Annotated in this window: 12 protein-coding genes; 5 read left to right on the forward strand and 7 right to left on the reverse strand. The window is 73.2% G+C overall.

Annotation, left to right across the window (positions count from 1 at the left end; translation table 11 throughout):
- Positions 1–2 precede the first annotated feature (2 nt).
- Positions 3–617, reverse strand: a complete 615-nt coding sequence (locus tag ACWDRR_RS26665; RefSeq protein WP_449774762.1) for a dihydrofolate reductase family protein — start codon at positions 615–617, stop codon at positions 3–5.
- A gap of 253 nt (positions 618–870) precedes the next feature.
- On the opposite strand from ACWDRR_RS26665, the gene ACWDRR_RS26670 reads away from it, so the two are divergent.
- Positions 871–1,278 (forward strand): VOC family protein, encoded by a 408-nt coding sequence (locus ACWDRR_RS26670; RefSeq protein ID WP_449774763.1) that lies wholly within the window; start codon positions 871–873, stop codon positions 1,276–1,278.
- Between the two features lie 115 nt (positions 1,279–1,393).
- On the opposite strand, the gene ACWDRR_RS26675 is transcribed toward ACWDRR_RS26670, so the two are convergent.
- The 6 genes from ACWDRR_RS26675 to ACWDRR_RS26700 all read right to left on the reverse strand — a co-directional run bounded on the left by ACWDRR_RS26675 (position 1,394) and on the right by ACWDRR_RS26700 (position 8,063).
- Positions 1,394–1,798: a nuclear transport factor 2 family protein gene (locus ACWDRR_RS26675; protein ID WP_449774764.1), complete on the reverse strand. Its 405-nt coding sequence runs from the start codon at positions 1,796–1,798 to the stop codon at positions 1,394–1,396.
- Positions 1,799–2,111: 313 nt separating this feature from the next.
- On the reverse strand, positions 2,112–3,542 hold the full coding sequence (locus tag ACWDRR_RS26680) for an MATE family efflux transporter (RefSeq protein ID WP_449774775.1): 1,431 nt from the start codon (positions 3,540–3,542) through the stop codon (positions 2,112–2,114).
- A gap of 23 nt (positions 3,543–3,565) precedes the next feature.
- Positions 3,566–4,594, reverse strand: coding sequence for a cysteine synthase family protein (locus ACWDRR_RS26685; RefSeq protein ID WP_449774765.1), 1,029 nt, complete (start codon positions 4,592–4,594; stop codon positions 3,566–3,568).
- A 36-nt stretch (positions 4,595–4,630) separates the two neighbouring features.
- Positions 4,631–6,019, reverse strand: a complete 1,389-nt coding sequence (locus tag ACWDRR_RS26690) for a Y4yA family PLP-dependent enzyme (protein WP_449774766.1) — start codon at positions 6,017–6,019, stop codon at positions 4,631–4,633.
- A complete protein-coding gene (locus ACWDRR_RS26695; RefSeq protein WP_449774767.1) occupies positions 6,010–7,017 on the reverse strand; it encodes an ornithine cyclodeaminase family protein in 1,008 nt (335 codons plus the stop codon). The genes ACWDRR_RS26690 and ACWDRR_RS26695 overlap by 10 nt, the downstream gene beginning before the upstream one ends.
- Before the next feature lie 50 nt (positions 7,018–7,067).
- Entirely contained in the window at positions 7,068–8,063 is a 996-nt protein-coding gene (locus tag ACWDRR_RS26700) for a TauD/TfdA family dioxygenase (protein ID WP_449774768.1), read from the reverse strand.
- A gap of 359 nt (positions 8,064–8,422) precedes the next feature.
- Between ACWDRR_RS26700 and ACWDRR_RS26705 the strand changes: the two genes are divergently transcribed.
- Genes ACWDRR_RS26705 through ACWDRR_RS26720 form a run of 4 tightly spaced genes read left to right on the forward strand, consistent with a single transcriptional unit; the run spans position 8,423 to position 13,288 of the window.
- The gene (locus ACWDRR_RS26705; RefSeq protein ID WP_449774769.1) at positions 8,423–9,994 is read left to right on the forward strand and encodes an ABC transporter substrate-binding protein; all 1,572 of its coding nucleotides are present in this window, start codon (positions 8,423–8,425) and stop codon (positions 9,992–9,994) included.
- A complete protein-coding gene (locus ACWDRR_RS26710; protein ID WP_449774776.1) occupies positions 9,979–10,995 on the forward strand; it encodes an ABC transporter permease in 1,017 nt (338 codons plus the stop codon). Before ACWDRR_RS26705 ends, ACWDRR_RS26710 begins: the two co-directional genes overlap by 16 nt.
- Positions 10,992–11,831 (forward strand): ABC transporter permease, encoded by an 840-nt coding sequence (locus tag ACWDRR_RS26715; protein ID WP_449774770.1) that lies wholly within the window; start codon positions 10,992–10,994, stop codon positions 11,829–11,831. Before ACWDRR_RS26710 ends, ACWDRR_RS26715 begins: the two co-directional genes overlap by 4 nt.
- On the forward strand, positions 11,828–13,288 hold the full coding sequence (locus ACWDRR_RS26720; RefSeq protein ID WP_449774771.1) for an ABC transporter ATP-binding protein: 1,461 nt from the start codon (positions 11,828–11,830) through the stop codon (positions 13,286–13,288). The genes ACWDRR_RS26715 and ACWDRR_RS26720 overlap by 4 nt, the downstream gene beginning before the upstream one ends.
- Positions 13,289–13,621 lie beyond the last annotated feature (333 nt).

The raw sequence follows: 13,621 nt of genomic DNA on the forward strand, positions 1-13,621 counted from the left end.
CGTCAGAGGACGTCGTAGGTCAGATGCGTCGCGGTCGACGTCACGATGACGTTCCGCTGCACCAGCGTGCGCGGCACCGCGCCGGTGAACAGTGGCGTCCCGCCGCCCAGGACGACGGGTGCCAGGTGCAGTGACAGCGTGTCGACCAGTCCGGCGTCGAGCGCCGAGCGGATCAGGGCGCCGCCGCCCATGAGGACGACGTCGAGGTCCTTGCCGCCCCTCGTCGAAGCCGCTTCGGCGCGCTCGCGCGCGGCACTGACGGCAGCGGGCAGACCGGTGGTGACGAACGTCCAGTCGAGGCCGCCGAGCCGCACCGACTCCGGCGGCGCGCTCGTCACGACCACGAACGCGGGCTTGCCGACCTCGCCGGCGCCGTAGCCGGTCTCGTCGTCCCAGCCACCGGGGCCGTCGACCAGGTCGAAGAGCCTGCGGCCGAGGACGACGGCGCCCGACCGGGTGGTCCCCTCGCGCAGGATGCCCCGGTCGTCGGGGTCGTCGGAGAACGCCCAGGTGTGCAGGGCCTCACCGCCGGTACCCAGACCGTTGTCCGGGCCGGGACCGGGGCCGGTGACGAAGCCGTCGAGGGAGACCGAGATGTCAGCGATGATTCGAGTCATGTCGAGGTGGACCCGATCCGCTGGCCGAACTCATCGCTCATGCGTGAAGTATGTGACCCAGGTCACTCGAATTCCAGGGGTACGCGCCGGTCGGGCGCGGGCGGGCGTGGCGTCACCCGTTCGGATCGGATCGGATCGGATCGGATCGGGACGTGGGCCGGGTGCCGGTGCCCGTTCCTCGGACCGCCTGTCACATTCTCCCGCCGGCATCCGTCGGTGAAGTGACAGAGCCCGACGATCGAAGGACCGCATCATGCTGACGAACATCATGTACGTGACGCTCTACGTCACCGACCAGGACCGTGCGCTGCGGTTCTACACGGAGCAGCTCGGCCTGGAGAAGCGCATCGACTTCCCGAACCCCGGGGGGCGCTTCCTCACCGTGGGCGTTCCCGGCGGCCCGGTGGAGATCATCCTGTGGGCGCACGCCGCCGCCGCGGGGCAGCCGGCCGAGGTGGTGCCGGGTGCCACCCCCGGCCCGGTCATCCTCGAATCGGACGACCTGCGGGCGGACTTCAAGGTGTTCCGCGACCGCGGGGTGACCTTCGACAAGCCGGAGCCGGAGGACTACGCGTTCGGCATCGCCATCGAGGCGGTGGACCCGGACGGCAACCGCATCTCGCTGCGCGAGCGCGGCCGGGCGGGCCGCGGCGACGGCTGACCGTGCGCCGCCCGGTGGGGCCGTGGGGCCTCACCGGGCGGCGCAAGCCCGACCGGCTCGTACCGGCCCGGTCACCGTCCTCGTGCCGCACCGCGGCGGCCTCGGGACGTGGGGTTCAGCGGGCGCTGCCGAGGTTGCGGTCGCCGTCGGCGCCTTCGAGCAGGAGGGTGGTCTCCTCGATCCGGCGGAAGCGGCCGTCGGGGGCGAACTCGGCGAACAGGTAGACCTCCATGCGGACCGTGGACCCGTCGGTCTTGGTGATCCGCATCGTGTGGCGGTCGGCGTACCGGTCGCCGGAGGAGAGCTCGTCGTGCACCTCGACCGAGCCGTCGGCCACGACCGTGCGCAGGTGGGCGATGTGGGCGAGGAACTGCGTCCGGTCGTCCCAGCGGTCGTCGGTGCGCTGGCGGTAGTCGGGGGCGAAGTGCCGGTCGGCGGCCTCGGCCAGGTCGAGCCCCGGGGTGAGGAGCAGGTCGGTCAGGGCGGCGCGGATGTCGGTGTGGATGACGGTGCGGTCCATGGGGATTCCTTCGGTTGCGCGCGGGATCGTCCCGCCGTGGATGGATCGGAGATGCGTGCGTTGAGCACGCTTATGACTGTAGCGGAAAAGCGTGCGCGGCGCACGCTAATCCGGAGAGGGAAGTGCTCGGCAGGGCGCGCCGGCGCCGGCGCCCCGGGGCTGCACCTGCGGCACAGCACTCGCGCCCGGCTCCACGCCCGCCTGACCGAGCGGGTGGGGGAGCCGGGCGCGGGCCTTCGACGGAGCGGCGCTCCGGGGCCGAGGGGAGGGGCCGTCCGCGCCGAGCGGCACCGTGGGCCGCCCGGCGCGTGGTTCACGTTGCCGGTACCGCGGCCGGGGCGGCGGTGGACCGGGTGGTGAGGGTGCGGCCGTAGCGTCGCAGGAGGAGGACGGCGGTGGTGGCGAGGCCGGTGAGCAGGCCGAGCCAGAGGCCGCGGGTGTCGCCGCCGAGCGGGTAGGCGAACAGCCAGGAGGCGGGCAGGCCGACGAGCCAGTAGCCGACGAGGGTGATGCGGAAGCCGCTCCCGGTGTCGTCGAGTCCGCGCAGCAGGCCGACCCCGATGTTCTGGGCGCAGTCGAAGAACTGGAGCACGGCGACGACGGCGAGCAGGCCGGTGGCGATCTGCAGGCCCTGCTGGTCGGTGGCCGAGTCGGGGTCGAAGTAGGGGCGCAGGACGAGGTCCGGGAGGGCGAGGTAGAGCGTGCCGACCACGGTCATCACGGCCGCGCCGCAGGCCAGCGCGGTGTTCTTGATGCGGCGGGCGGCGCCGAAGTCACCGAGCGCCAGTTCGCGGCTGACGTTGATGGAGGCGGCGTGGGAGAGGCCGACGGCGACTTGGAAGACGATGTAGATGAGCTGGTTGACGGCCGTGTGGGCGGCGAGGGCGGCGGCGCCGAAGCTGCCGGCCATCAGCGCGGTGACGGAGAAGAACCCTGCTTCGGAGCCGTAGGTGGCGGCGATGGGGGTGCCGAGGCCGAGCAGGCGGCGCACGGTCGGGACGTCCGCCTTCCAGAAGTCCAGGCTGAGCAGCGGGGCCAGCTGCGGGTCGCGGCGGGCGCTGGCGTACAGGGCCAGGAAGGAGAGCAGGTGGACGCTGCTGGTGGCGACGCCGATGCCGGTGAGGCCGAGCTCGGGCAGGCCCCAGGTGCCGTGGATGAAGGCCCAGTTGAGCGCGGCGTTGACGGCGACGGAGGCGATGGTGATCTGCAGGAGCGCCTGCGGGCGACGCATGCCGACGGTGAACTGGCGGATCGCCTGGAACCAGAGGCAGGGCAGCAGGCCGGGGGCGAGCGCGACGAGCATGCCCTGCGCGCGGTCGGCGACGACGGCGTCCTGGCCGAGGAAGGTCGCCGCCCGGCCTATCAGGATCATCAGGACCGCGCCGGCGATGCCCGCGAGGGTCGCGACGGCGACGGCCGCCCGTACCAGCCCGCGGACCTCGTCGTCGGACCGCGTCGTCGCGTCGGGGTCCGTCCCGGAGTTCGCGGTGACGAGCTCGGCGCGGGCCGCCGCGGCCGCCACCTGGTTGCCGACGGAGGTGACCAGGCCGACGCCCATCGTGCGGAGCTGGTTGAAGATCACCAGGGCGAGGCCGCCGGCAGCCAGCGCCTCGGTGCCCAGGACGCCCATCATGATGGTGTCGGTGGTGGTGAGGGCGACTTGGGCGAGCTGGGTGAGGGCGAGGGGGACGGCGAGCGTGGCGAGCGCACGGCTGTCGCGGGCCAGGGTGGTCAGCTGCTGCATGGTGGGAGTCACGTTTCTGAAAGTCAGGGCCTGCGGAGTTTGACGAGGGACTCGTCGATTTCGGCCTCGACGGCCTCGTCGACGAGGTTGCGGGCGTTCATCCAGTCGTCGTTGAAGACGGTGTCCATGTACTTCTCCCCGCCGTCGTTGACGAAGGCGACCATAACCGCGTCCGGGGGGAGCATCCGGAGGCGGGTCAGGGCCTCGTGGACGACGCCGCCCGCGGAGCCGCCGATGAGCAGGCCGGTGCGGCGGGCGACGACGCGGGCGGTGGCGAACGCCTCGACGTCGCCGACCTTGACTCCTTCGTCGATGAGGTCGTAGTCGACGAGCAGACCGATGGTGGCGCCCTCGGGGGTGCCGGTGCCGGACTGGTAGTAGTCGTGGGCGGGCGGTCCGAAGGCGATGGAGCCCTTGGGCTCGACCCCGACGACGGTGACCCCGGGGACGAACTTCTTGAGTTCCAGGGCGGTGCCGCAGAGGCCGCCGCCGGTACCGACCGCGCCGATGAACACGTCGACGCGGTTGTCGAGGGCCTGGGCGATCTCGCGGCCGACGGGGTAGTAGCCGACGGCGTTGCTGGGATTGTTGTGCTGCTCGGTGAAGAAGGTGTTGTCCTCGCCGCGGGCCATGTCCTCGGCGAGTTCCTCGCGGGCGGCGGTGTTGAGCTCCTCGCCGCCGTCCTCGGCGACGTAGACGAGTTCGGTGCCCATGGCCCGCATGCCGCGCAGTTTGTCGATCGCGGCGTGGTTGTCGACGACGGCGGTGAACCGGTAGCCGCGTTCGGCGGCGACGACGGCCAGGCCCAGGCCGGTGTTGCCGGAGGTCGACTCGATGATGTGGCCGCCCTCGCGGAGCTCGCCGCGTTCCTCGGCGTCGAGGACCATCTGGCGGGCCATCCGGATCTTGGCGCTGCCGGTGGGGTTGTACATCTCCAGCTTGAGCAGGAGGCGGGCGCCGTTGTCGGCGCGGGCGAGCTCGAACAGCGGCGTGTACCCGATCAGGTCGGATATCCGGGTGACCACCGGCGGGCGGAACAGGGCGTCGGTCATGGCGGGGAGCTCCCTCGGAAGCAGGGTGGAAGCGGGTCAGCAGGCCGGGCGACGGTCGAGCCGCCACCGCGACCGGCCGTTGTCGTGGTGGATGACGACCTTGGGCGGCAGCGGGAGGTCGTGGAAGGGGGACTCGTTGGAGTCCATCTGGTAGCCGGCGGTGTTGGGGTAGACGAGGAGGTCGCCGACCCGGGGCCGGGCGGGGAAGGCGATCTTGCGCCAGGTGAGCAGGTCGGAGTCCAGGCAGCTGGCGCCGCCGACGCAGGCCCGGTACTCCGCGTCGCCGGTGCGATCGCCGGCGGGGCCGTCGGGGCGATCGGCGGTGCGATCGGTGGCGGGGCCGTCGGTGAGGAGGACGGGGTCGGGCAGGTACTCGCTGTTGAACCACTGCTCGGACAGGCTCAGGCTGGTTCCGTCGACGGTGACGATGCCGTACCCGGCGCGGTCCTTGACGCCCTGGACGCCGAACACCGAGGACCCGGCGCCGTCGAGCAGCGCGCGCCCCGGCTCCACGAGCAGCATCACGCCGGCGTCGCGCAGCCGGGCGGCCAAGGGGTCACCCGTACCGTGGGGGCGGGCCGCGAGGACGGCCCGCAGGGCGTCGGCGCCGGCGACGGGGGAGTGGTACGGGTAGAAGTCCCCGGTGGTGAAGGACTTCCGGGCGTGGTAGTCGTCCGGGCCCTGCGCGGCCAGGAAGGCCTGCCAGTGCTCGGCCGAGGCGTAGTCGACGGCGAAGCCGCCGCCGATGCTGATCCGGTCGGCCCGGAGCCCCAGCACCCGTGCCTTGAGGCAGAGTTCGATCAGGTCGCCGGCGAGGTCGACGCGCGGCCGCACCGCGTAACCGGACAGGTGGAAGCTGAAGCCCTCCATCCTGATCCGGTCCCCGGCCGCGGCGCACCGCAGCATGGCCCGGTCCAGCTGGTCGTCGTCCATGCCGAAGCGGCTCCCGGGCTGGGACGGCGGGAAGCGGCGCAGCAGGACGCGGACCGGCCGGGGGGTCTCCAGCCGCAGGACGCGCTCCAGTTCGTCGAGGGAGTCGACGGCGATCAGCGCCCCCTGGAGGGCGGCGACCCGCAGGAGTTGCCCGGCCTTGGCCGGTCCGGTGACGACCAGGTCCTCACCCCGGACGCCGTGGCCGAGGGCCTCACGCAGTTCACCGTGGCCGGCGACGTCCACGCCGGCGCCCACCTGCGCGCAGCGTTCGACGAAGGCGGCGGCCTTGTTGGCCTTCTTCGCGAAGTACACCTTCCCTTCGACCCCGGATTCGTCGAGGGCGCGGTGGAACGCGGCGAGGTTGGCGTCGAAGCGCTCGGGCAGGACGAAGTGGAACGGGCCGCCGAAGGCGTGCGACAGCTCCTGGAGCAGGCCGCCGGCCAGGATCGCGTCGTGGCCGGGGTCGGGGTGGGCCGGGAGGGTCAGCGCCACAGTGCGACCTCGGTGCCCAGGCCCTGCTCGGCGGCGAGTTCGGCGAAGCGGTGACCGAGCGCGATGTCGGTGACGACCAGTCCGCTGTTGTAGGCGAAGATCCGCTGGTCGGGTGCGGTACGGGCCTTGGAGACCCCGGCCAGGACGACGGGCAGTTCGAGGTCGACGGCGGGCAGCTTGCCCTCGTCGTCGGCCATGTCGGTACCGGTGACCTGCATCTGCGCCTCGCTGGTGGCGATCACGCGGTCGGCCCGGTGCAGGGTGGAGGGCGCCAGGCCGTGGCCGACCAGGATGGCGACGGCGCCGGGCTTGAGCCAGCCGGCCTCGACGGCGGCGTCGGTGTGGCCGCCGGCGGTGGCGACGATGACGTCGGCGTCGCTCGCGGCACGCCGGAGGTCGGTCACCAGCTCCGGCTCGCGGCCCGGGAAGTGGTGGGCGAGCTGCTCGCGGACGGCGGCTATGCCCTCGGGGTGGCTGCCCGAGAGCAGCAGGCGCTCCAGCTTCGGGAGGGTGGTGAGCAGGAACGGCAGTGCGAGCCGCCCCTGGGTGCCGGTGCCGATGACCAGCGCGGTGCGGGCGTCGGGGGCGGCGCACTCGCGGGCCAGCAGGGCGGAGACGGCGGGGGTGCGCAGCGAGCCGATCCGCCCGCAGTCCATCATCGCCACCGGCAGGCCGGTGACGTCGTCGTAGATGCTCAGTGTCGTGTAGTAGTGCTGCTCCTCGCGGCCCCTGTCCAGGCCGTGCTTGTACGAGGTCTTGATCGCCACGACGTTGCGCACGCCGTCCCGGCCGAGCATCGCGTAGGAGACGGAGTGCCCGTCGGCGGGCTTGACGGTGAGCTTGCGCGGGTTGTCGGACTGCCCGGCGGCCAGGGTGCGGTAGGCCTGTTCGACGGTGTCGACGACGTCGGCGAGCGTGATGTCGATGCCGGCGAGGTCGCTGGTGCTCAGGACGCGCAGGGTGCCGTCGTGGGGTGTGACGGTGTCCTGGGTGGTCATGGGGGTGTCCCTTCGAGGGGTGGGTGCGGCGGGGGTGGCGCCGGTCCTGGTCAGGCGGGCCAGGCTTCGAGGGCGGCCTGGCCGTAGCCGTGCTCGGCGGTCTCGGCCTCGGGGCGGCTGCGGCGGCCGGGGACGCGGACGGAGGCGCGCTTGAGCCAGCGGTCGGTGCCGTCGTAGCGGGCCCGGAACGGGACGCGGCCGTGGACGACCAGGTCGTTGTCGACCACCAGGACGTCGCCGGGCCGAAGGCTCACCGCGACCGACACGCGGGCGAGTTCGTCCTCCAGGCGGCCGTAGGCGGCGCGCCAGGGCTCGTCCGCCTCGTCGAGCGGGGTGTAGGCGGGGTCGTAACGCAGGGTCAGGCCGTCCTCGGTGGCGAAGAGGGTCGGTACCGGTGCGGGCCTGCCGCCGAACTGCTGGGCGTCCTCGTAGGCGTCGTCCGGCAGGATCGGGGCGACCGGGCGGGTCAGTTCGGCGACGTCCTCGTCCGGGAGGTCGGCGCGGCGGATACTGGCCGCGGTGGTGGCGATGTGGTCGTGGTTGCGCATGCAGCACAGCAGGAGCAGGTGGGCCCGGCCGGGGTGGAAGGCGTCCTCGGTGTGCGGGGCGAGCAGGACGCTGCTGCTGGCGCCGGTCTGGACGGTCTCGTGCCCCGGCGAGGGGACGATGTTGTGGACGAAGCGGCCGTCCTGCTGGCCGTCCCAGGCGATCGGGGTGCCCATCAGGGTGGAGACCAGCAGCAGGACGACGTCCCACAGGGCGCCGGCCTCGCCGACGGTGGACCAGTGGCCGGGCGTGGGGCCGAGGTCGGCGTCGTCGACGTGCAGTCCCCGGACGACGAACAGGCCGTCGGCGGTGTCCACCGGGCGCAGGGCGTGGCGCAGCTCCCGGCTGAACCGGGAGCGGACCAGGGGAAGGTCGGCGAGCAGCGCGGGGCTGGTGGCGGAGCCGTGGATGTCCAGCAGTTCGGCCGCGACGGCAGTGAGCTCGGTGACGTGGTCGGCGTCGAGCTGGCGTACCGGGGCAGGGGCGGCGGCGGTGGGCACGGAGGCACCTTCCGTTGCGTGGCAGGTGGAAGTGCGGGCACACGGCAGTGGCGTGGCCCGGCACGGAAGTGGGAGGAAACGCGAAGGCGTCTGGTCCGGTGCGGCGCTGGCCGCCGGACACCGAGGAACGTAACAACGACTCGAAGGTAAGGCAAGCCTTAGTCGATCGACTGTCTACTTTTGTGTCGTCAACCACGGCGTGTGCTCACGATCGATGCCCTGCGTGACAACCATCCTGGCGGAAAGGGCACTTGATGCCGAATCAAGGAGGAATGCACCTCGGCCAAGTTGGCTCGCCGGGGTTGCGAAGATCCTCATACTTAGGATAGGTAACCCTAAGCAACTTCTGCTCGACCGGAATGAGGAACGACGTGGGCATCACCAGACGACAGCTGCTGTGGGCCGGTGCCGGGATCGGGGCGGTCGGCGCGCTCGCGGCTTGCAGCAGCGGTTCGGGCGGATCGAAGGACGCCGCGGCCACCGGGTCCGCGTCCGCACAGCCCCGCAGCGGTGGCACCCTGAAGGTCGGCGCGCTCGGCAAGGCGTCCTCGGTGACCCGCGACCCGCACGGCACGCAGTCCAACGAGAGCGACTACCTGATCCTCAGTCTGATCTACGACACGCTGGCGGTACCCGGCGACAGGACCAACACCGCGCCGAGGCTCGCCGCGAGCTGGAAGCCCTCGGACGACCTCAAGACCTGGCGCTTCACCATCGCCGACGGCGCCAAGTTCCACGACGGCACCCCGGTCACCGCCGACGACGTCGTCTTCTCCCTCCAGCGTCTGCGGGCCACCCCGGCCGGAGCGTCCCGCCTGCCGGGCATCAAGCCCGAGGGCATCACGGCCGAGGACGCGAAGACCGTCGTCCTGGTCTCCGACTACGCCAACGCCGACCTGCCGCTGCTCACCCGCCTGACCACCTTCGTCGTCAAGAAGGACACCAAGGACGACCAGATCGCCGGCGCGCCGGGCACCGGCCCCTTCAAGCTCGACTGGTTCCGCGACGGCAACGCCCGCCTGGTGCGCAACGACGACTGGTACGGCGGCAAGGTGCTGCTCGACGCGGTCGAGGTGCGGATCTTCGAGAGCCCCCAGGCGATGGCCAACGCCCTGCTCGCCGGCCAGATCGACGTCGCCTCCAACGTCGGCGCCGTCGCCGCCCGCACCGCCGAGACCCGCAAGGACATCCAGATCCTGCGCCGCCCCAACGACATGGCGATGCCGATCGTCATGCGCACCGCCGACGGCCCGTTCGCCGACCCGAAGGTCCGTGAGGCGCTGCGCCTCGCGGTGGACCGCGACGCGATGGTCAAGCAGGTCCTGTCCGGCTACGGCACGGTCGGCAACGACATCCTCGGCACCGGCGACCCGGCCTTCGCCAAGGACGTCCCGCAGCGCAAGCGCGACCTCGCGAAGGCCAAGCAGCTGCTCGCCGACGCGGGCTTCGACACGGCCAGGACCTACGACCTGATCACCACCGAGGACATCTCCGGGCTCGCGGAGTCCGCGACGCTGTTCGCCACCCAGGCCCGCGAGGCCGGCGTGAAGATCAACGTGGTCAAGCAGGACTCGAAGATCTTCTGGGATGCCACCTGGCTCAAGGCGCCGCTCTACACCACGTACTGGGGCACCAACGACTCCGTGGTGTTCTTCGCCTCCAAGACCATGGTCTCGGAGTCGGGCCAGAACGAGGCCGGCTGGAAGGAGGCCTCGTTCGACGAGGCCTACCGCAAGGCCATCGGCGCCGCCGACCAGGCCGAGCGGGCCAAGGCGCTGCACCAGCTGCAGGAGATCGAGTACGCCTCGTCCGGCTACCTGCTGTGGGGGATGGCCGACGGCATCGACCTCGCCGGCTCCGCCGTCCGCGACCTGCCCAAGCTCCCCGGTTACGGCCGCGTCCAGCTCGAGAAGACCTGGCTGGCCCGTTGATCCCGGCACGCGCCGCCGACGGTGCCCGCGCACCGAAGGCACAGTCCGGCCCGGCCCGCATCCTCCCCGGTGCGGGCCGGGTCGCCTGGCTCGCCGTCAGGCGGCTCGGCATGCTCGTCCTGCTGCTGGCCGCGGTCTTCGCCGCGATCGAGGTCCTGCCCGGCGACGCGGCCAACACCACCTCGGAGCGCGGCGAGACCGCCGCCGACATGGCGGCCCGCCGGACGGCGCTCGGGCTCGACCGGCCGGTGGCCGAACGGTTCCGGGACTGGATGACCGGCCTTCCCACCGGCGACCTCGGCACCACCGCCCACGGACAGCCCGTCACCTCCGTGCTGTCCGGCCCGTTCCCGAACACCCTGCTGCTCGGCTCGCTCGCCCTCGTGCTGAGCATCGTCGGTGCCCTCGCCCTCGGCAGCTGGGCCACCCTGCGCCCCGGCGGCCGGGTCGACCGCACGATCGCCGTGCTCGCCACCGCCGCCTTCGCCCTGCCCGAGTTCGTCGTCTCCGTCGCCCTGCTGCTGGTGTTCTCCCAGTGGACGGGCTGGCTCCCCGCCGTCACCCTCACCGGCGCCGACGGCGCACCCGCCTCCTGGGACATGCTCGTGCTGCCACTGCTCGCGCTGGCGATCCCGCAGATCGGCTGGAACACACGGATCGTCCGCGGCGCCCTCGCCGACCAGAGCGCCCTCCCGCACGTCCAGGCCGCCATCCTCGACGGCCTGCCGCGCCGCCGGATCCTCACCCACCACATGCTGCCGGGCGCCCTGCCCGCCATCGCGGTCTCCACCGCCACCTCCGCCGGCATGCTGCTCGGCGGCGCCGTCGTCGTCGAGACGCTGTTCAACTACCCCGGCATCGGGGCGGTGCTGTCCGGTGCCATCGCGGACCGCGACACCCCGCTGGTGGCCGGCGTCGTCGCCGCCACCGGCGCGGCCATCAGCGGGCTCCTCCTCCTGGCCGACCTGATCCGCGACCGCACCCTGGGGGCGCGCCGATGACCACCACCGCCCCGCCCGCGCGGGCACGACGGCCCCGCGTCCGCGTGCTGGCCCGGGTGCTGCCCACGCTGCTGCTCGTCGCCCTCGCGCTCACCGGCCCGCTCCTCGCACCCGAGTCCACCGACCGGCCGGTCACCGCCCCCTACGGCTCGGCCGACGACACCGCCGCCCTCGGCGGGGACCTGCTCGGCCGCGACGTCCTCAGCCGGCTGCTGCACGGCGGCGCCCCCCTGATCGGCACCGCGCTGGCCATCGCCGTCGTGGTCACCTCGGCGGCGACCGCGATCGGCATCCTCGCCGCGCTGCGCCCGGCCCTGGGCCGCTGGGTCGAGCGCACCGCGGACCTCGCCATCCTGCTGCCGGCCGTCCTCGGCATCATGCTCGTCGCCCTGGCCTGGCCCTCCGGCGGACGCCTCGCCGTCGGCGCCGCCGCCGTCGTCCTCGGCATTCCCTACGCCGTCCGGGTCGTCGCGGCCGCCGCCGCACCCCTCGCCGCCACCGGCTACATCGAGACCGCCGCCGCGGGAGGCGAACGCCTCTGGTACCTGATGGCCCGTGAACTCCTCCCCAACCTCCGCTCCACCCTGCTCGCCCTGTTCGGCCTGCGCTTCGTCGAGGGCGTCTACGTGGTGTCGATCGCCGCCTTCCTGCAGCTGGGACCCCAACCGCCCGAGGCCGACTGGGCCCTGATGATCCGCGAGAACGCGCCCGGCATTCTGCTCAACCCCTGGGCCGTCGGCGCCCCCTGCCTCGCCATCGGCCTGCTCGCCATCAGCGTCAACCTCGCATCCGAAGCCCTCGCACCCGCCCGGCCCACCCCGGAGACCCCCCTGTGAGCCCCACCGCCCCGGCCGCCCAGGCCACCGGACTCTCCATCGCCCTCGGCGACGGCACCCCCCTGCTCGCGGACGCCTCGCTCACCCTGGAAGCCGGCCGGATCGACGCGATCACCGGACCGTCCGGGGCCGGCAAGACCACCCTGCTGCGCGCGATCGCCGGCGCCCTGCCCCCGCGGGCGGCCGTCACCTCCGGGGCCGTCACCGTGCTGGGCCACGACGTCCTCGCCCTGGCACCGGAACAGCTGCGCCGGCTGCGCCGCGAGCACCTCGCCTACCTCGGCCAGGACCCGGGCTCGGGACTCAACCCCCGGATGCGGGTGGACCGCCTGATCCGGGAGACCGCGGTGGACGGCTCGCGCGCGGCGCTGCTCGACCTGCTCGCCCAGGTCCGCCTGCCCCTCGACGAGCAGGTGGAGCGCCGCCGCCCCGCCGCGCTCTCCGGCGGTCAGCAGCGCCGGGTCGCCCTGGCCCGCGCGCTCGCCCGCCGGCCCCGCATCCTGCTGCTCGACGAGCCCACCGCCGGGCTCGACCCGGCACTGCGGGACGAGATCGCCGACCTGCTGCGCGACCTGGCGGACCGTCACGGCCTGGCCGTCGCCCTCGCCAGCCACGATCCGGAGTTCGTCGGCCGCTGCGCCGACCGGACGCTGGAGCTGCGTCCGGCCGCCGCCGCGGTACCCCGCCCGACCGCCGGTCTCACATCCCGGCCGGCCGTCGGGCTCGCACCCCGGCCGGCCGGATCGCCCCGGAGCGGCGACGGGGCCGCCCCCGGTCTGAGCGCCCGTGCCCTGAGCGCCGAGGTCGGCGCCGGCCGCGACCGCCGGCCGGTGCTCGCCGGGCTCGACCTGGACCTGCGCCCGGGCGGCTGCGCCGGGATCATCGGGCCGTCCGGATCCGGGAAGACCACCTTCGTCCGGGTCCTGGCCGGGCTGCACCAGCCCTCCGGCGGCACCCTGACCCTGGACGGCGCAGCGCTCGCCGGCCACCACCGCCGCCGCACCCGCGACCAGCGCCGTCGGATCCAGCTCGTCCCGCAGAACCCGCTCGGCGCGCTCAACCCCGTGCGGACGGTCGGCGCCACCCTGACCAGGCCGTTGCGACTGCACTTCGGCACCCCGCGCGAAGGGTGCGCGGCGAGGGTGGCGGAGCTCCTCGCCGCCGTCGACCTGCCCGCGGACTTCGCCGGCCGCTACCCGCACGAGCTCTCCGGCGGCCAGCGCCAGCGCGTCTCGATCGCCCGGGCCCTGGCCGCGGAGCCCGAGGTCCTGCTCTGCGACGAGGTCACCTCGGCGCTGGACGCCGCCACCGCCGCCGGCATCATGACCCTGCTCGCCGCCCTGCGGGCGGAACGCGGGCTCGCCCTCGCCCTGATCAGCCACGACCTGCCGCTGGTCGCGGACCATGCCGACACCGTCCTCACCCTGGAGCGGGGCCGCCCGGTCGCCCGGGTGTGAGCCGGCCCGACCGGCTCCGGTCGGGCGCCGAAGGCGGCGTGACGGTCGGTCCGTCCGCAGCGTGACCCTGGCGACTACGGCAATGTAGACGATCCGGTCGTATTTCATTAAGGTACGCCTAAGCTAACCGCACGGGCTGACCGGGCGGTTGCCGGTCCTGTCTTTCCCGTTGCTTGGAGCCCGAATGCCGTCCCGCCGCAACTCTGCCGTCGTCCTGCTCGTCCTGGCCGTGTCCGGTGCCGCGCTGGCCGGTTGCTCGCAGAAGAAGGACGACAAGGCCTCCGCCGACGCCGTGAAGGTGAACGCCACCGACACCGCCTGCGAGGTCTCCAG

It is taken from the genome of Kitasatospora sp. NPDC003701 (genome assembly GCF_053587085.1).